This window comes from Paraburkholderia sp. BCC1876, assembly GCF_902833695.1.
Classification (GTDB): Bacteria; Pseudomonadota; Gammaproteobacteria; order Burkholderiales; family Burkholderiaceae; genus Paraburkholderia.
The window spans coordinates 138,929-156,352 of record NZ_CADFGI010000006.1 but is presented as its reverse complement, the minus strand read 5'-3'; the positions used below and the strand labels follow the sequence as shown (position 1 = coordinate 156,352).

16 protein-coding genes are annotated in these 17,424 nt (G+C 63.7%); 6 read left to right on the top strand and 10 right to left on the bottom strand.

What is annotated here, in order from left to right; translation table 11 throughout:
- Positions 1–95: 95 nt before the first annotated feature.
- Together HWY05_RS22485 and HWY05_RS22480 are read left to right on the top strand one after the other, a co-directional pair.
- Positions 96–1,688, top strand: a complete 1,593-nt coding sequence (locus tag HWY05_RS22485; protein ID WP_176059677.1) for a benzoate-CoA ligase family protein — start codon at positions 96–98, stop codon at positions 1,686–1,688.
- Between the two features lie 8 nt (positions 1,689–1,696).
- Entirely contained in the window at positions 1,697–2,542 is an 846-nt protein-coding gene (locus HWY05_RS22480; RefSeq protein WP_176059676.1) for an alpha/beta hydrolase, read from the top strand.
- A gap of 59 nt (positions 2,543–2,601) precedes the next feature.
- Here HWY05_RS22480 and HWY05_RS22475 read toward each other — a convergent pair whose 3' ends face one another.
- From HWY05_RS22475 to HWY05_RS22465, 3 genes are all read right to left on the bottom strand, one after another.
- Complete coding sequence (locus HWY05_RS22475; protein ID WP_035546774.1) at positions 2,602–3,972, bottom strand: gluconate:H+ symporter; 1,371 nt, start codon at positions 3,970–3,972, stop codon at positions 2,602–2,604.
- Positions 3,973–4,066: 94 nt separating this feature from the next.
- Complete coding sequence (locus tag HWY05_RS22470; RefSeq protein WP_176059675.1) at positions 4,067–5,185, bottom strand: porin; 1,119 nt, start codon at positions 5,183–5,185, stop codon at positions 4,067–4,069.
- A 179-nt stretch (positions 5,186–5,364) separates the two neighbouring features.
- Entirely contained in the window at positions 5,365–6,573 is a 1,209-nt protein-coding gene (locus HWY05_RS22465) for an aminotransferase class V-fold PLP-dependent enzyme (RefSeq protein ID WP_176059674.1), read from the bottom strand.
- Between the two features lie 117 nt (positions 6,574–6,690).
- Between HWY05_RS22465 and HWY05_RS22460 the strand changes: the two genes are divergently transcribed.
- The 4 genes from HWY05_RS22460 to HWY05_RS22445 all read left to right on the top strand — a co-directional run bounded on the left by HWY05_RS22460 (position 6,691) and on the right by HWY05_RS22445 (position 10,784).
- A complete protein-coding gene (locus HWY05_RS22460) occupies positions 6,691–7,587 on the top strand; it encodes an IclR family transcriptional regulator (protein WP_176059673.1) in 897 nt (298 codons plus the stop codon).
- Positions 7,588–7,636: 49 nt separating this feature from the next.
- On the top strand, positions 7,637–8,098 hold the full coding sequence (locus HWY05_RS22455; protein WP_035546788.1) for a RidA family protein: 462 nt from the start codon (positions 7,637–7,639) through the stop codon (positions 8,096–8,098).
- Positions 8,099–8,243: 145 nt separating this feature from the next.
- Complete coding sequence (locus HWY05_RS22450; RefSeq protein WP_035546796.1) at positions 8,244–8,591, top strand: hypothetical protein; 348 nt, start codon at positions 8,244–8,246, stop codon at positions 8,589–8,591.
- A gap of 81 nt (positions 8,592–8,672) precedes the next feature.
- On the top strand, positions 8,673–10,784 hold the full coding sequence (locus tag HWY05_RS22445; protein WP_176059672.1) for a phospholipase C, phosphocholine-specific: 2,112 nt from the start codon (positions 8,673–8,675) through the stop codon (positions 10,782–10,784).
- A gap of 84 nt (positions 10,785–10,868) precedes the next feature.
- Here the strand turns inward: HWY05_RS22445 and HWY05_RS22440 are convergent, their stop codons facing one another.
- From HWY05_RS22440 to HWY05_RS22410, 7 genes are read right to left on the bottom strand one after another with little or no spacing between them, the layout of a single operon-like run.
- Complete coding sequence (locus HWY05_RS22440) at positions 10,869–12,158, bottom strand: MSMEG_0569 family flavin-dependent oxidoreductase (protein ID WP_176059671.1); 1,290 nt, start codon at positions 12,156–12,158, stop codon at positions 10,869–10,871.
- A gap of 25 nt (positions 12,159–12,183) precedes the next feature.
- The gene (locus HWY05_RS22435) at positions 12,184–12,468 is read right to left on the bottom strand and encodes an MSMEG_0570 family nitrogen starvation response protein (RefSeq protein WP_035546803.1); all 285 of its coding nucleotides are present in this window, start codon (positions 12,466–12,468) and stop codon (positions 12,184–12,186) included.
- Positions 12,469–12,481: 13 nt separating this feature from the next.
- Positions 12,482–13,690 carry an MSMEG_0565 family glycosyltransferase gene (locus tag HWY05_RS22430; protein ID WP_176059670.1) on the bottom strand — a complete coding sequence of 403 codons (1,209 nt, stop codon included), beginning with the start codon at positions 13,688–13,690 and terminating at the stop codon, positions 12,482–12,484.
- Positions 13,687–14,673, bottom strand: a complete 987-nt coding sequence (locus HWY05_RS22425; protein WP_176059669.1) for a sll0787 family AIR synthase-like protein — start codon at positions 14,671–14,673, stop codon at positions 13,687–13,689. Before HWY05_RS22425 ends, HWY05_RS22430 begins: the two co-directional genes overlap by 4 nt.
- Entirely contained in the window at positions 14,670–15,311 is a 642-nt protein-coding gene (locus HWY05_RS22420) for an MSMEG_0567/Sll0786 family nitrogen starvation N-acetyltransferase (RefSeq protein WP_244146676.1), read from the bottom strand. The genes HWY05_RS22425 and HWY05_RS22420 overlap by 4 nt, the downstream gene beginning before the upstream one ends.
- 2 nt (positions 15,312–15,313) lie before the next feature.
- Positions 15,314–16,426 (bottom strand): MSMEG_0568 family radical SAM protein, encoded by a 1,113-nt coding sequence (locus tag HWY05_RS22415; RefSeq protein ID WP_244146675.1) that lies wholly within the window; start codon positions 16,424–16,426, stop codon positions 15,314–15,316.
- Positions 16,377–17,411: a Nit6803 family nitrilase gene (locus HWY05_RS22410; protein WP_176059668.1), complete on the bottom strand. Its 1,035-nt coding sequence runs from the start codon at positions 17,409–17,411 to the stop codon at positions 16,377–16,379. Before HWY05_RS22410 ends, HWY05_RS22415 begins: the two co-directional genes overlap by 50 nt.
- Between the last annotated feature and the right edge of the window lie 13 nt (positions 17,412–17,424).

Genomic DNA, 17,424 nt, shown 5'->3' with positions numbered 1-17,424 from the left:
TGAGATCAGGAAACACGCGACACGCAATAAGCCACACATCGAGCGGATCAAGAGCGCACAACAGCCGGACCGCCCCACCCCGATGGAGGAGACACATGCAAGCTCTGCTGGAACCGGCTGCAAGCCAGCCCGCCGCGACGGTCGCGCCGCCGCCCGCGCTGTTCAATTTCGCGTCGTATCTATTCGGACTAAACAAACTCCGCGCCGCCAAAACGGCGTATGTCGACGACACCGGCGCGACCTCATACGCCACGCTCGAAGACCGCGCACGACGCTTCGCGACCGCGCTGCGCACGCTCGGCGTGCATCCGGAAGAACGCGTCCTGCTCGTCATGCACGACACGGTCGAATTGCCGATCGCCTTTCTCGGCGCGCTCTATGCGGGCGTCGTGCCGGTCGTCGCGAATACCCTGCTCACCGCCGCCGATTACGTGTACATGCTCACGCATAGCCACGCGCGCGCCGTGATCGCCTCGGGCGCGCTCTTGCCGAACGTCATCGAAGCGATGAATACGGCGGAACATGACGGCTGCCAGTTGATCGTCTCGCAACCGCGCGCCGATGATCCGCAATCCGCGCCCGTGCTCACCGACCTGATCGACGCCGCCCTGCCCTCAGTCAGGTCAGCCCAGTCCGGTTGCGACGACATTGCGTTCTGGCTGTATTCGTCGGGCTCGACGGGCAAGCCGAAAGGCACGGTCCACACGCACGCGAATCTGTACTGGACCGCCGAGCTGTACGCGAAGCCGGTGCTCGGCATCGTGGAAAGCGATGTGGTCTTTTCAGCGGCCAAACTCTTCTTTGCGTACGGTCTCGGCAACGCGCTGACCTTTCCGCTGTCGGTCGGCGCCACCGCTGTTCTGATGGCGGAACGGCCCACCGCCGACGCGATTTTCACGCGCCTGATGCGGCATCGGCCCACGGTGTTCTACGGCGTGCCGACGCTCTACGCGAGCATGCTGGTGTCGCCCGCGTTGCCCGCGCGCGCCGACGTCGCGATGCGCGTGTGTACGTCGGCGGGCGAGGCGTTGCCGCGCGAAATCGGCGAGCGCTTCACCGCGCACTTCGGCTGCGAGATTCTCGACGGAATCGGTTCGACCGAAATGCTGCACATCTTCCTGTCGAATCGCGCCGGGGCGGTCGAATACGGCACGACCGGACGTCCCGTGCCTGGTTACGAAGTCGAATTGCGCGACGAGGCCGGGCACCCTGTGGCCGATAGCGAAGTCGGCGATCTGTATATCAAGGGGCCGAGCGCGGCGCTGATGTACTGGAGCAATCGCGAGAAGTCGCGCGCGACCTTCCTCGGCGAATGGATTCGCAGCGGCGACAAATACTGCCGCTTGCCGAACGGCTGCTACGTGTACGCCGGTCGCAGCGACGACATGCTGAAAGTCAGCGGACAGTACGTGTCGCCCGTGGAAGTGGAAATGGTGCTGGTGCAACACGACGCGGTGCTCGAAGCGGCGGTGGTCGGGGTCGATCATGGCGGCCTCGTCAAAACCCGCGCGTTCGTCGTGTTGAAGCGTGAATTCGCGGCGTCTGAGATACTCGCGGATGAGTTGAAGGCGTTCGTCAAGGAACGCCTCGCGCCGCACAAGTATCCGCGCGATATCGTATTCGCCGACGACTTGCCGAAAACCGCCACCGGTAAAATTCAACGCTTCAAACTGCGCGAACAGTCATAAGGTGATCCATGCAGAACCCCGCCGTCGGCGCTGCCGTCAGTAGTACGGCCAGTCGCTTTGCCGAATTGCCCGCTGGTGCGTCGCAAGCTCCGCTGCGTATCGAGTATCGCTGGGTCAACGAGGCGGCGCAAGAAGCGCCGATCGCCGTGTTCCTGCATGAAGGGCTCGGCTCGATCGCGATGTGGCGCGACTGGCCGCAAGCGTTGTGCGAACGGCTCGGCATGCGCGGTCTGGTCTATTCGCGGCCCGGCTACGGACTGTCGACGCCGCGCGCGCATGACGTGAAATGGCCGGTCGATTTCATGACGGCGCAGGCGCGCGAGATTCTGCCGGCGTTGCTCGACGCACTCGAGATCGATGCGAGCGAGCGTCGGCGCATGTGGCTCGTAGGCCATAGCGACGGCGGTTCAATTGCCTTGCTGTATGCCGCGCTGCATCCGGATGCGCTGGCCGGCGCGGTGGCGATTGCGCCGCATGTGTTCGTCGAAGATATTTCGGTGGAAAGCATCGCGCAGACGAAACAGCTTTATGAATCCACGGACCTGCGCGGCAAACTCAGCCGCTATCACGCCGACGTTGATTCGGCGTTCTATGGCTGGAACGACATCTGGTTGAATCCGGCGTTCAGGCGGTGGTCGATCGTCGACGAGTTGAGTTCGATTCGCCAGCCGCTACTCGCCGTGCAAGGTCATGACGACAACTACGGCACGATGGCGCAGATCGACACCATCGCCGAGCGCGTGCCGCACGCGCAACTCGCCAAACTCGACGCTTGCGGACATTCCCCGCATCGCGACGCGCCGCAGGCGCTAAACGACGCGATTGCCGCGTTCATTTCGCAGCAGAGCTCGTAGCAGGAAAAAGCGCGGCGCGTCTTCTCAAACGCGCCGCGCGCACTTCATCCTCTACTTCATCAGATCACCGTCGACAAACCCAGCGTCAGCAACAACGCCGTCACCGAAATAATCGTTTCGCAGACCGTCCACGTCTTGAAGGTCTGCGGCACGGTCATGCCGAAGTACTCCTTCACCAGCCAGAAGCCACCGTCGTTCACGTGCGACAGAATCAGCGAACCCGCGCCGGTCGCCAGCACCAGCAACTCGGGACGCACACCGCCCACCGTGCCCGCCGCCGCGGCGGCGATCGGCGCGATGATGCCCGCCGCGGTCGCCATCGCCACCGTCGCCGAACCGGTCGCCACGCGAATCAATGCCGCCACCAGCCACGCGAGAATCAGCAGCGGCACGTGCGCGCCGGTCGCGACGTCGACGATCGCCTTCGACGCGCCGCTGTCGATCAGAATGCGTCCGAAGCCCGCACCCGCCCCCACCACTAGCGTGATGCCCGCGGTCGGCGCGAGACATTCGTTGGTGAACTTGAGGATCTGCTCACGGTTGAAACCGCGTGCCCGACCGAAGGTAATAAAGCTCAACAGCACGGCCAGCAACAGCGCCATATCCGGGTGACCGATCAGACGCAACGCGTTGTTCGCCGCCGACTTCGCCGGCACGATCGCATCGGCCCAACTGCCCACCAGCATCAGCAGCACCGGCAGCAACACCGTCAACAGCGTGATGCCGAAGCCCGGCAGGTCCTGCTGCGAGCGCTTCGCGTCCTGCTCGATGAATTGCTGCGCCATCGGATTGATTCCGTCGAGCACGACGAACCGCGCGATCAGCTTCGAGAACAGCGGCCCGGCCAGCGCCGCGGTCGGAATGCCGACGATCAGCGCGTAGAAAATCGTGTGACCGATATCCGCGTTGTACGCGGTCACCGCGAGCAACGCGGCAGGGTGCGGCGGAATCAGACCATGCACGACGGACAGCCCCGCGACCATCGGAATACCGACGCGAATCATCGACGTGCCGGTGCGTTGCGCGACGTTGAACGCGATCGGAATCAGCAGCACGAAACCGACTTCGAAGAACACCGGCAAGCCGACCAGAAAGGCGATACACATCATCGCCCAATGCACGTTCTTCGGCCCGAACAGACCGATCAGCGTGCGCGCGATCCGCTCCGCGCCGCCCGACTCGGCCATCATCTTGCCGAGCATCGTACCGAGACCGACGACGATCGCGATATGGCCGAGCGTGCCGCCCACGCCGGTTTCGAACGACTTGAGAATCGACGTCGCCGGCATGCCGACGGCCAGCGCCAACGCCACCGACACCATCATCAACGTGATGAACGGGTTCATCTTGAAGCGCGCGATCAGCACGACCAGCGCGATGATGGCGATCAATGCATAGACGAGTAACAGACTTCCTTGAACGGTCGCCATAGGTGCTCCTGAAGAGAAAGAACCGCGCCGCCGCTTTGCACGCGTTGAAGCGCGTGCAATGTTCTATAGGTGTGCGGCGACGCGGGCCGCGTGCTTAGAACTTGTGGCGGATGCCGGCGACGGTCACGAACTGGCCGTTGTTGCTCGACGGATTCGAAATACCCTCGACCCATGCCTTCGAACCGGACGAACGCTGGTAAATACCGTTCAGGTACAGGTCGGTTGTCTTCGACAGGAAGTACTCGCCGCCCACGCTCAACTGGTTGTAGTGCGCGTTGGTGGCCGTCGTGCCGCTGGTGTTCTGCGTCGTGTAGATGTAGCCGAGCGCGAGCAGCGTAGCCGGCGTCAGTTGATACTTCAGGCTCGCTTCGTAGTTGGCGAAACGCAGGCTGCCGCCCGTGAGCAACTGGAACTGCGAGTTCGTGTACAGCAACGCGACGGTCGCCGGGCCGAACACGTACGCGCCGCCCGCGCCCCACACCTGGTTGCGCTTCACGCCGCTAATGATCGACGAGCTGGCGCTGTAGTAGTTGTCCGACGGCGCCGCGCCCGCCGTGCTGGTCGCCGGCTGATTCACCAGCGAGTACGCCGCATCGAGACGCAGCGGACCGTTCACGTAATCCGCGCCGACGCTCCATGCGCGATTGTTGGCGAATTCGCCCGCGGTGTTAGAAAACGCGTACATGGCATTCGCGGTGAAACCGGCGTACGTCGGCGTGGTGTACTTGACCGCGTTATTGGTGCGGTAGGTATTGTTGATATCGTCGTTGTCGTAGATCGCGTTGCCGTACTGGCTCATCGCGCCGACGCCGTTGATCTGCAGATTCGACAGATAGTCCTGCACGCTGTTGTACTGACGACCCAGCGTGATCGTGCCGGCCTTATCGTTGACCAGCGCGACCCATGCGCTACGGCCGAAGATCCGTCCACCCTGACCCGCCGCGCCGGTCTCCAGGCTGAAGCCGTTTTCGAGCTTGAACATCACCTTGTTGCCGCCGCCCAGATCTTCCGTGCCGAGCAGGCCCCAGCGCGAACCCTGCACATTGCCCTGGGTCGCCTGATAAGCCTTCTCGCCCTTCTGGTTATTCGTGAAGGTAAAGCCCGCGTCGACGATACCGTAGAGCGTCACGCTGCTTTGCGCGTGCGCGGCCTGGGCGGCGAGTCCGGCGGCGGCGAGCGCCATGGCGGTACGAAAGATCTGCTTGTGCATCATGGTTTCCTCAAGTCGAAAAGTGACGAACGCCGGTGACATTTCAATGTTCCGGCGATATTGGTAGTACTAAACAGACGAGTCAAAGCAACACCGGGTGGGCGTCCGGTGTTCGGGTCAAACAACAGTCTTCGGGGTGGCTAACTGAACCGAGTCAACCGGAAAAGATCAATCGGAGAACATCAGTCGGGCCAGTTGCGGCGCGCGGCCAGACGGCGCGCGTCGCGTTGATGGAACGGCGTGACGATCGGCTCGGACGCCACGCGCGCCCGTTCGAGTTCGGCCAGTATTCTGGCCAGCACGATCTGCTCTTCGCCCGCGTGCAGGTTGCACGGGTCGAGAAAAAAGAAATGCAATTCCGCTTCGTGATCGCGCACGATCACCGGCGCGTCGCCCTCGGGCGCGCGCGCGAGCGCATCGGCGAGATCCCAGGCGGAGATGCCCGCCAGCTTCGGATCGACATGCAGCTTCAGACGGTCGAGCGGATTGCCGGTCGGATCGGCGTCGAGCTCCGCCCAGATACCTTCGCAACGATTCAGCGTTTCGCGCCACAGCGTCAGGTAGCCGCGCTCGCGGGCGCGAATCGCGACGTGGTCGCGCTGCTGCCACTGTTCGAGTGCGACGATCGCGCCGACAATGCCTTCCTTGCCGACTTTCATGCCGCGGCCAATGCCGCCGTTCTGGAAATACGCGGCACGTACCAGCGCTTTCTTGCCCGCGACGATGCCGGCCGTGAGACCACCGAGGAATTTGTGCGCCGAGTACAGCGCGAGGTCCGCGCCGGCGGCGATAAAACGTTTGAGGTCGTATTCAGAGGCGGCGTCGACGATCACCGGCACGCCTTTCGCGTGCGCGACGGCGACGAACTCTTCGAACGGGATCAAACCGAATTGCACCGTATGATGCGAGACCACGTAGAGTGCCGCGGCGGTACGTTCGGTGATCGCAGTGTTCAGTTGATAACCGTGCGCTTCGGTGGCCGCGCCAACCGGCACGACGCGCGCGCCGGACAGACGGATCGCCTGGTCCACCGGTGCGCCATAATTGACGAGGTGGCCGGTCTGGATCACGACTTCATTGCGCAAGCTGGGCATGCCAGTCGTATCCGGCAAACGTTCGATCAGGCCAAGGTCGTCGCCGGTCATCGCGGCGGCGATGGTCAGCGTGATCGCCGCCGAGCACGACGCGGTGACATAACCGGCTTCGCAGCCGCACGCCTCAGCGATCACCGCCGAGGCCTTACGTTGCAGATCGTCGATCTCGACGAATTGCGGCAGCACCTGCGCCACCGCGTCGATCACCGGTGCGCCGACGCTGGACGCGCCCAGGCCTGTCATCGTGCCCGAAGCATTGATGACAGCGCGTAAGCCAAAACGAGAGCGAATGTCCATGAAGCGCCTCCAACCGGTATTTCTTAATTATGGAATATATGTTGTAATTGCGGATCAGTCTAGCATACAATCCCCCTGCGTCAACTGGACAAAAACAAGCTGTGACAGAGGAGCACGATGGCCCGTACGTCCCGACCTTCCGCGGCTGTAACCGCCGCCGCGCGCCCGTCCGCGGCATCGGCGGCCGAGCCCGTTGCGGCGCAAGCCGACGCAAACCCAGCCGCTGATACGACCGCGCCGCGCACCCGCACCAGCGCGCTCGACCGCGCCGTGCAGATCCTCGACGCGCTCCAGCAGGCGAACCGCCCCGCCACCGCGTACGAAGTCGCGCGCATCGTCGGCGCGCCGTTGTCCACGGTGTATTCGATCATCAACGATCTGGTCGACAAGAATCTGCTGGCGCGTCGCATGGACGGCACGATCTGGCTCGGCTCGCGTCTGTATGGTTACGGCCTGACGTACGCGAGTTCGCTCGACTACCTCGCGGTCGCGAATGAGGAAATGCAGCGGCTCTCGGCGGAAGTCGAAGAAACCGTGCAGGTCTGCGGTCTCGAAGACGGCATGATGGTCGTGCAGCAAATGGCCGAAGGTCCGGGCCATTTTCGCGTGACGTCGCGCGTGGGCAGTCGCGTGCCGTTGAACTGGACGGCGTCGGGCCGCCTGCTGGTCGGTCATCTGCCGGACGCCGAACGCGTCGCGTTCTTCGTGCAGCATGCGCAGAGCTCGCCGACGGGTCGCGCGGAAACGCGACCCGAGGTTCTCGCGCGGATTGCGCGCGAAGCGCTCGACGCGCGGCTGTCGATTCAGATCGGCGAGTCGGACGCATCGGTGGCGTGTCTCGCGGCGCCCGTGCTCGACAACACCGGCGCGTGCGTCTTCACGATTTCGATCGTGATGCCCGAGGCTAAAGCCGAACTCGGCACCGAGCGTTTCGCGCAAGCCGTGCAAGCGGTGGCCGCCCGCATCGAAGCGCGCCTCGGCTGGCGGCATCGCGATCCGGAACCGGCTGCGTAAGCGTCGCCGCGCCACCTCCCCTTAAACGATCTCCCTCACTTTCCTATCGATGAACTGCTACGACCGGCTGCACACGCGCGGCCTCAAGCTTCCGCAGGTGCCGACGCCGATCGGCAACTTCACGCACTGCACGCGCGAGGGCAATCTGCTGTTTCTGTCCGGCCAGGGTCCGCTCGACGAAAGCGGCTCGCTGATGACCGGCAAGGTCGGCGTCACCGTCAGCGCCGACGAAGCGTACCGGCACGCGCAACTGGTCGGCCTCAATCTGCTGGCTGTCCTGCACAACGAACTCGGCGATCTCGCCCGCGTGAAACGCGTCGTCAAACTGCTCGGCATGGTCAACGCGGCGCCGGATTTCACCGAGCATCCGCGCGTGATCAACGGTTGCTCCGATCTGTTCGTCGACGTGTTCGGCGACGCCGGCCGTCACTCGCGCTCCGCCGTCGGCGTGGGTTCGTTGCCGGGCAATATTACCGTCGAGATCGAAGCCATCGTCGCGGTCGAGGATTAAATACCGCCTGACCGGTCAAATCCTCAATTTTCCCCATCTCACCATTTCTTCACAAAAGTTACACAGGTAAGCGACTATCCTTCGGCATCGCTGACCCGGGCGCATGCATGCCCTGGCGCTCTTCCCCCGTGCCGGAGACGTTGCCATGTCCTGTGTGTCGAAACCGACTGCCGCCCTGCATCGCAAACGTTTAGCCGGCGTGCTGATCGCCGTCGCGCTCTGCGCGCTGACCGGCGCCTGCAGTGACGACGACGATAAAACGCCGGACCAGGCCACCACCAGCGCCGCCGACGGTGCCAGCGGTCCCGCCGCGAACGACAACGGCGCCGACAACAGCACGGCCGTGCTGTCAGCGAACCCCGCATCCGTAGCACCCGCACCCGCAGCACTCACGATTCAAAGCCCAGCACTGCCCGCCTCAAGCACCGACCCGGCTTTGTCCGCCGCCGCGTCGGCGCCGCTCGCCCCACCCGTCATTCACACCGTGGACTGAGTTCCGCGCTCCGTACGGTGCGTGGCTCACGCTCGCGCGCCGTGTGCATCGTTCCTCTACCGAAGATCGAAAGCCAATACCATGACCTCAAAAAATCGCCGTGATTTTCTGCGCTCCGCCGCGCATGCAGCCGGTTCCGCCACCGCGCTTAGCATGTTGCCGCTGGGCATTCGCAATGCACTCGCCATTCCGGCCAACAACAAGACCGGCACGATTCGCGACGTCGAACATATCGTCGTGCTGATGCAGGAAAACCGCTCGTTCGACCACTACTTCGGCACGCTGAAAGGCGTGCGCGGTTTTGGCGACACGCGCGCGATCAATCTGCCCAACGGTCAACCGGTGTGGTATCAGCCGCTCGCCGCCGATCTCGGCTACGTGCTGCCGTTCCGCCCGAGCGCGCCGAATCTCGGCCTGCAATTCCTGCAGGATCTCGCGCACGACTGGACCAGCACGCACACGGCGTGGAACGGCGGCCGCTACGACCAGTGGGTGCCGTCCAAAGGCACCACCACGATGGCCTACCTGACGCGCGACGACATTCCGTTTCACTATCAGCTCGCCGACGCCTTCACGATTTGCGACGCGTACCACTGCTCGCTGATGGGCCCGACCGATCCGAACCGCTACTACATGTGGAGCGGCTGGGTGGGCAACGACGGCAGCGGCAGCGGCCCGGTGATCGACAACGCGGAAGCCGGCTACGGCTGGTCCACCTATCCCGAAGTGCTGCAGAACGCGGGCATTACGTGGAAGATCTATCAGGACATCGGCACCGGACTCAACGCGAACGGTTCGTGGGGCTGGACGTCGAACCCGTATATCGGCAACTACGGCGACAACTCGCTGCTGTACTTCAACCAGTACCGCAATGCGCAACCGGGCAATCCGCTGTACGACAACGCGCGCACCGGCACGAACGCCTCGCAGGGCGACGGCTACTTCGACATTCTGAAGCGCGACGTGCAGAACAACGCGCTGCCGCAAGTGTCGTGGATCGTCGCGCCGGAAGCGTATTCCGAGCATCCGAACTGGCCGTCGAACTACGGCGCGTGGTACATCGATCAGGTGCTGCAGATTCTCACGTCGAATCCGGAGGTGTGGAGCAAGACGGTGCTGCTGATCAACTACGACGAGAACGACGGTTTCTTCGACCATATGGCGCCGCCGTTCGCACCGGCTTCGAGCGCGAACGGTTTGTCCACCGTCGACGTCAGCAACGAAAACTTCGCGGGCAATACGAACTACCCGGCCGGCCCGTACGGTCTCGGACCGCGCGTGCCGATGCTGGTGGTCTCGCCGTGGTCGAAAGGCGGCTATGTGTGCTCGGAACTGTTCGACCATACGTCGGTGATCCGCTTTATCGAAAAGCGTTTCGGCCACGACCACAACCTCGGCGAATCGAACATCACGCCGTGGCGCCGCGCGGTGTGCGGCGATCTGATGTCGGCCTTCAATTTCAGCAACCCGAACGACGCGATTCCCGCGCTGCCGAGCACGAGCGGCTACGTGCCGCCGGATCAGAACCGCCATCCGGATTACGTGCCGCTGCCGCCGCTGGTGCAGGCGGTGCCGAAGCAGGAAGCCGGCGTGCGTCCGGCTCGCGCGTTGCCGTATGAACTGTTCGTGCGCGTGCATGGCGAAGGCTCGGCCAACATGCTCACCATGCGCTTCGTCAACTCGGGCCGCGCGGGCGCGGCGTTTCTCGTCTACGCCGCGAAGAGCCTCAACGCGCCGCGCACCTATACGGTCGAAGCCGGCAAGCGCCTGCAGGATCAGTTGCCGTGCAACGCCGACGGCACCTACGACTTCACTGTCTACGGTCCGAACGGTTTCCTGCGCCGCTATGCGGGCAGGCCGGTCGCGCGTAGCTGGTGGAATGGTTCGGATATCGCGCGTCCCGAAGTCGAGGAAGGCTACGACGTGTCGAACGGCAACCTGCAATTGCGCCTGGAAAATGTGGGCAGCGCACGTTGCAAGTTCACGATCGTCAACGCGTACGATCCGGGCAACGTGATCACGCATTCGGTGCGCGGCGGCGACACGGACCCGCTCTACCTCGATCTGCGCAACGCGCACGGCTGGTACGACCTGACGATTACGGTCGATACCGACCCGCTGTTCGCGCGCCGCTTTGCGGGCCACGTGGAAACGGGCAAGAGCAGCATGAGCGATCCGGCGCTGGGTAGCTGATCGCGACGCTGCACGCTGGTGATTGAAGGCGACGGCCGCTGCGGGTAACACTGCAGCGGCCGTTTTTTTACTCGCGTTACTGTTTCACGCCGCCACCGCCGCGCTCAGCGTCTCCCGCTCGCGCAACTTGTCGCGGATCGCCTGCACGATGAATTCCGCGTCGCGCGCGACGCCGGAAAAGCGCCCCGAACCCCACGTATGCAACCACGGCAAACCGACGAAATACAAACCGTCGATCGGCGTAATGCCGCGCGTGTGCGCCGGATAACCACGACCGTTGAATACCGGCGCGTCGAGCCAACTGAAGTCCGGCGTGAAACCAATGCACCAGATGATCGCGGCAATGCCGCTGGTCTCCACGTCGAGCGTGGCGCGTTCTTCGAGCGGACGCCAGACCGGTTCGTAGGGGTCGCCCGCCGGTGCATCGATACCGTGCTTCGCGATAAATCCATCGATGCTTGCGTTGATGCGGTTATAGACGTCGTCGGCCGCATCGAGATTGGCCGCTAGTGTCGGCGCGAAATGGAACTCGCCGTCGCGCAGGTCGTCGAGCCGGCCGTACAACTCCATGCCCTCGGCGGCGAATTTGCGCAGATCGATATCGCGTCCGCCGTCGCGGCCGGTCACGTAGTGATTGGTGTTGTCGCGTACCCCTTCCCGCAACGGATGCTGTTCGACCGGCATGTCGTAATACTGCATGTCGGCAAGCCAGTCGACCACGTCGCGGCCCCGATAGAAGCGCGCGCAACGCGGCGCTTCGCCGACCGCGAGCACGACCTTGCGGCCCGCCAGATGCAAATCTTCGGCGATCTGCGCGCCGGACTGGCCGGTGCCGACCACCATCACCGCGCCGTCGGGCAGCGCTTGCGGATTGCGATACGCGGACGATTGCATTTGCACGATGCGCGCAGGCAAGCGCTCGGCGAGACGCGGCACGATCGGCGTGTGATAGCCGCCCGATGCCACCACGATCTGATCGGCAGTGAACTCGCCTTGCGTCGTCGCGACCGTATAGACGCCGTCGTCGCGCCGCTTCACGCGTTTCACCTCCGCGCGCTCGACGACCGGCGCATCGACGTGCGCGATAAAACCGTCCAGGTACGCGAGGATTTCATCCTTCTTCATGAAACCGTGCGGATCGTCGCCGCGATACGGATAGCCAGGCAACGCGCATTGCCAGTTCGGCGTGACGAGACAGAACGCGTCCCAGCGCTGCTCGCGCCACGTGTGCGTGACCGTGTTCTTCTCCACGACCAGATGATCGATGCCCGCCTGCTTCAGACAATAGCTGACCGACAGACCCGCCTGCCCGCCGCCGACGACGAGCACGCTGTAATGCCCATCGGCGCGCGCTGGATGGTTTCGATTCGACATGATGCGTCCTCTGAAAAATGACCGTCTAGCTGAAGGCGATGACCTTGACGGTCGCGTCGGGCCGGTCGCGAAACCGCGCCGCGTCGCGCTCGATCTGCGCGAGCTGGTCCAGTGCCGCCGAGCAGGCGAAACCGTATTTCTCGCGTACCCGTTCGGACGCGATGCCGAGCGCCTGCTGTGAACGCGCGACGAAATCGTCGAGCGGATAAGCTTCGCCCGGCGTGAAAAAATCGCCGATCACGAGCGACGGCGAATAGCAGTTCGCTTCGTCGCCGTCGGGCCATTGAATCCGAAAGTGCATGACAGGCATGGCTAAACCTCGATCAGTTGATAAGCGGTGCGTGCTTCGCGACGAAGCGGCGGTAAATGTCGACGTGGCGCTGTGCGCTCGCCGTCCAGTTGAAGCGCGCGAGCAAGGCGGGGACGGCGTGCTCGAAATCGGTTGCGTTCGCACCTGATGAACCCGGCGCACTTAGCGCGCGTAGCAGCGCGGCCGCAATCGATTCGACGTCGAAGGGATCGGCCCAGTAGCAGGTGCTGTCGTCGAGATACTCGGTGAACGGCGCAATCGCCGAGGCCACCACCGGCGTGCCGCTCGCCAGCGCTTCGAGCACGACGAGGCCGAATCCTTCGCGCAGGGACACCATCGCCAGCACGTCGGCGCTGCGAAATAGCGCGGGCATCGCGGCATCGTCGAGTGGCCCTGTCACCACCACGCTTTCCTGCGGACCGATCGACAGACGCAACTCGGCTGCCCGTTGCAACAGACGGCGGGTGTAAGCGTCATGGTCGAGCAGGCTCGCGCCACCCGCAATGACGAGTTGCGCGCGCGGCAGAACGCGCTGTACGACAGCGAATGCTTCTAAAAGAGTCAGTGTGTTTTTGCGTGCTTCGATGCCGCCGACGGCGAGCACGATGGGACCGCCGTCGCTATTTATACCCAGACGTTGTCGCAGCGATGCGCTGTCGTGCGCTTGCTCCTTCTTAAGCTGCCGAGAAGAAAAACGCTCCACGTCGACGCCATTCGGCACGGTGATCGCATCGACGCCAAACGTCGAGCGCATTTCCGACGTCCACATCTCGCTCACGCACAGCACCTGATCGGCGTCCTCATACGCACGACGCTGCCATGCCGCCAGCCGGGCATCGTCGAATTGATCGAGGTGATGCACCGTGCGGATAAATCCATGAATGCACTCTTCCGCTTTCAACTCGGCGAGCGCATTGCCGCTGATACTATCCTGCGCATGCAGCAGATCGAACAGCGTAGCGTCGTGTTCGATCAATGCGCGCTTGAACGCATCGATACGCGCTTCGACCATCGCGACGGTGTTGGACTGAGGCAACACGATAGGCGCATAGACCACGCGGCATGGCGGTGAACGAAACAGCTTTTCTCCACGCACAGCCGGCACGAACACGGTTATGTCGTGCCCTAACGCAGTCAGCGCCGTTGCCAGTTCGAGCGTATGCACAACACCACCGCGCGGATTGACCGAATGCGTGAGCAACGCAATACGCAGCGGATTCATCGCGCACCGCCTTTCCCGGCCATGATGAACGGCTCGCGCTCGAAGTCCCACAGCGTCGCTGCATCATCGTGCTGATGCAGTATCACCTGACGCGTCGCATCAACCGATCCGATCACCGCGCAAGCCAGCGCGCGCTCATCGAAAAGCGCCTGCACCGCTTCCACCTGATGCGCCCGCACCGACAGCAAATAACCGAAACTCGGAAACGCCGTGACCCAGCGCGACAGCGCCACCCCCTCCGGTTTCGGAATCCGCTCGAGGTCGATCCGTGCGCCCACCTGCGAGCACTCGAGCAACATCAGCGCGGTGCCGAGCGTGCCGGCCATGCTGATGTCTTTCGCGGCATCGCACAGCCCGCTTTCCGCGAGACGCGGCAACAGGTCGAGATCCGCACGCAACCGCTCCGACGGCGCATCCACCGAAGCATTCCAGAACGGATACGGTTCCTCGAAGCGGCCGCGCAGATCGACCACCATCATCAGGCTGTCACCCGGCCGCGCATTAAAACTAGAAAGCAACGCGTTAGCGCGGCCGATAATCGACACCGCCAACTGCGCGGCGTCACTGCGCGTATTCGTATGACCGCCGACAATCGGCACGCCGTAGGCCACGGATGCCGCGGCCATGCCCGCCAGAACCTGTTCCGCCGCGTCGCTGCCTTGACTCCACAACGCGTCCACCACCGCCAGCGGCCGGCCGCCCATCGCATAGATATCGCTGACGTTGACCATCACGCTGCTATAGCCGGCGAACCATGGCATCGCGCTGACGAAATCGCTGACCAGGCCTTCGATCGCAAACAGCAGATAGCCGTTGCCATCGGCAATCGCCGCGCAATCGTCGCCGAGCGCGACCGCCTGATCGAGGTCGCGCGTACCGCGGGGCAAGTGCCCCGCCAACGCGCCGACCACGTCGACGATATCGGTCTTATGGCGAAAGCCGCGGCTCTCGCGCAAGGCGGCGACCAGATCGGCGACACTCATGCCGCGCTCCGGGCAGAAGCGGAAGCGGCTTCTGAGCCAGCTTCGGAACCGGCTTCACGCTTCGGCGACGCAGCCGGCGTACGCGTCACGAAGCCGCCATAAGGCGTGACACACGGCGCGTACCAATCCAGTTGCGCCTGCATCAAATGATGCGGACGACCGAGCAAGGTTTCTTCGGCCAGCACATCCCAATGCATCGCCCGAAACAGCGGCACATTCTGGCTCTGCACATGCGCGAGAAACGTTTCGCAACCGAGCGCATGCGCGCTGCTAACCGCAAGCCGAATCAGCGTCGCACCGATCTTGCCGTGCCGCCGGAACGCCGCATGCACCGCGAGCCGCGAGCCGAACCACACGTTGTCGTGGTCGCGATGAATCCGCACCGTGCCGACCACCTGCTCCGGCATACCGGCCACGCAACTCACCGCCACCAGTTGCTGCGCCTGCCGGTCGATCTCGTCGCGATCGTCGCCGACAAAAATGCCCTGCTCGATGCAGAACACCGCGCGCCGCAACTTGAACGCTTCATCGGCTTCCCAATCCAGCGTAGTCCACTTGATACGGAATTCGCTCGGCGTATAAGGCGCGAAATCAATATCGGAGTTCAGCGCAATGCCTGCAATCGCTTCACCAAACATGATCACGCCTCGTACGATGAAAGCGACGAACACGCGCCGCATTTGCCGCAACCCGCCTTGATATCGATCGAGCGCATCGCAGCGGCGTTGAGCATGCCGCTGAGCGGTTGCAGCACCGACTTCATGAACTCAGGCGTGGGCGCCGGATGATCCTCGAGCGGCGTACCGCTGATCGGCACGAACGGCACCACGAACGGATAGACCCCCAACTCGATCAACTCGCGCGAGATCGTCAGAATCGCTTCCGCGCTATCGCCGAGTCCCGCGAGTAGGTACGTGCTGACCTGTCCGCGTCCGAACACCGCGACCGCCGCCTTGAAGGCCTCCATGTACCGCGACAGCGGCACGCTCGCCTTGCCCGGCATGATGCGTTCGCGCAGCGCGGGCGTCACCACTTCCAGATGCATACCGAGCGTGTCGATGCCGCTCGCCTTCATGCGCGCGAACCAGCGGTCGTCGTCGGGCGGTTCGCATTGCGCCTGGATCGGCAGATCGACCGCGGCCTTGATCGCGAACGCGCTCTCGCACAGAATCTGTGCGCCGCGATCCGGCGTGGGCGGTGTGCCGGTGGTCAGCACCATATGCTTCACGCCGTCGAGCAACACCGCCGCGCGTGCCACTTCCGCCAACTGCTCCGGCGTCTTGCGCGCAATCGTGCGTCCCGCCGCGAGCGACTGACCGATCGCGCAGAACTTGCAACTCTTGCGGCGGCTCTCGTAGCGGATACAGGTTTGCAACACCGTGGTCGCGAGCACGTCCGCGCTATGCAGCGCAGCGATCTTCGAATACGGCACGCCGTCAAGCGTCTGCATGCCGTAAAAGCGTGGCGCTTTTGGAAAGCTGATGTTCGCGATCGGAATCGTGCCGCGCAGCAACGCGCTCGATCCCGACGCATCCGGTGTTTGCGCAACGAACGGCGAGTGCCACGCGGTGCTGGTATGCACCGGCACCATGATCGTCACGCCATCCACCGTTACCGCCTTGTGGTCCGACGGTCCCGCGCCGCCGCGCCGGCTCGCCGCGCCCGCATCCGGCGAGACGAGCCGCAAGCCGGCCGACTGCAATTCAGTCATCAATTGCCGGCTCTCGGCCGACAGCGTCTCGCTGGCGTTCATCGCACTCTCCTGCGGTTGAAATGAAATCGGTCTGCGCCGCGCTGGACCAACCCGGCATCGGCGCGACGGTTTCCGCCGGACGCCGGTTGATCGCGAGACTCAGCAACTCGGGCCGCGCGTAATGGCCGACCGAATCCATCATGCGTTTGCGCTTGGTGATCAGCGCCATGTCGAGATCGGCGATCACCATGCCCTCGCCTTCCCGCAACGGCGGCGCGAGATGCTGCCCTTCCGGCGACACGATCGCGGTATTGCAGCCGCCACGCAGCGCCTTCTGCAGATTCGTATCCGGTGTCACCGACGCGATCTGTTCATCCGTGAGCCAACCCGTTGCGTTGACCACGAAACACCCCGACTCCAGCGCGTGATGGCGGATCGTCACCTCGATCTGCTCGGCGAAAATCGGCCCCACCAGCGAGCCGGGAAACTGGCTGCAATGAATCTCCTCGTGCTGCGTCATCAACGCATAACGCGCGAGCGGGTTGTAATGCTCCCAGCAGGCGAGCGCGCCGACGCGCGCCACCGCCGTGTGCGCCACCTTGAGGCCCGCCGCGTCGCCTTGCCCCCAGATCATCCGTTCGTGAAACGTCGGCGTGATCTTGCGGCGCTTGAGCACCAGTTGACCGTCCACGTCGAAGATCAACTGCGTGTTGTAGAGGCTGCCGTGATCGCGCTCGTTGACGCCGAGCACCACCACCATCCGGTGCAAACGCGCCTGCTCGGCCACCGCCTGCGTCACGGGTCCGGGCACGAGCACGGCTTCCTCGTACAGCTTCATATGCTCGGCGCCGGAGGCAACCGGCGGCTTCACGAAAGAAAAGTACGGGTAATACGGCACGAAGGTTTCAGGGAAGACGATCAACTGCACGCCTTCGCGCGCCGCCTTGCCGATCGCCTCGCACACATTGTCGAGGGTGCCGCCGCTGTGTTCGAAATCCGGTGAGATCTGGACCGCGGCGGCACGCACGATGCGTTTGTCGGACATAGTGGTCACCCGT

Excerpts from the sequence above, each read along its gene's own strand:
- HWY05_RS22485 (WP_176059677.1), top strand. The coding sequence starts at position 96 with ATGCAAGCTCTGCTGGAACCGGCTGCAAGCCAGCCCGCCGCGACGGTC.
- HWY05_RS22480 (WP_176059676.1), top strand. The coding sequence starts at position 1,697 with ATGCAGAACCCCGCCGTCGGCGCTGCCGTCAGTAGTACGGCCAGTCGC.
- HWY05_RS22475 (WP_035546774.1), bottom strand. The coding sequence starts at position 3,972 with ATGGCGACCGTTCAAGGAAGTCTGTTACTCGTCTATGCATTGATCGCC.
- HWY05_RS22470 (WP_176059675.1), bottom strand. The coding sequence starts at position 5,185 with ATGATGCACAAGCAGATCTTTCGTACCGCCATGGCGCTCGCCGCCGCC.
- HWY05_RS22465 (WP_176059674.1), bottom strand. The coding sequence starts at position 6,573 with ATGGACATTCGCTCTCGTTTTGGCTTACGCGCTGTCATCAATGCTTCG.
- HWY05_RS22460 (WP_176059673.1), top strand. The coding sequence starts at position 6,691 with ATGGCCCGTACGTCCCGACCTTCCGCGGCTGTAACCGCCGCCGCGCGC.
- HWY05_RS22455 (WP_035546788.1), top strand. The coding sequence starts at position 7,637 with ATGAACTGCTACGACCGGCTGCACACGCGCGGCCTCAAGCTTCCGCAG.
- HWY05_RS22450 (WP_035546796.1), top strand. The coding sequence starts at position 8,244 with ATGTCCTGTGTGTCGAAACCGACTGCCGCCCTGCATCGCAAACGTTTA.
- HWY05_RS22445 (WP_176059672.1), top strand. The coding sequence starts at position 8,673 with ATGACCTCAAAAAATCGCCGTGATTTTCTGCGCTCCGCCGCGCATGCA.
- HWY05_RS22440 (WP_176059671.1), bottom strand. The coding sequence starts at position 12,158 with ATGTCGAATCGAAACCATCCAGCGCGCGCCGATGGGCATTACAGCGTG.
- HWY05_RS22435 (WP_035546803.1), bottom strand. The coding sequence starts at position 12,468 with ATGCCTGTCATGCACTTTCGGATTCAATGGCCCGACGGCGACGAAGCG.
- HWY05_RS22430 (WP_176059670.1), bottom strand. The coding sequence starts at position 13,690 with ATGAATCCGCTGCGTATTGCGTTGCTCACGCATTCGGTCAATCCGCGC.
- HWY05_RS22425 (WP_176059669.1), bottom strand. The coding sequence starts at position 14,673 with ATGAGTGTCGCCGATCTGGTCGCCGCCTTGCGCGAGAGCCGCGGCTTT.
- HWY05_RS22420 (WP_244146676.1), bottom strand. The coding sequence starts at position 15,311 with ATGTTTGGTGAAGCGATTGCAGGCATTGCGCTGAACTCCGATATTGAT.
- HWY05_RS22415 (WP_244146675.1), bottom strand. The coding sequence starts at position 16,426 with ATGAACGCCAGCGAGACGCTGTCGGCCGAGAGCCGGCAATTGATGACT.
- HWY05_RS22410 (WP_176059668.1), bottom strand. The coding sequence starts at position 17,411 with ATGTCCGACAAACGCATCGTGCGTGCCGCCGCGGTCCAGATCTCACCG.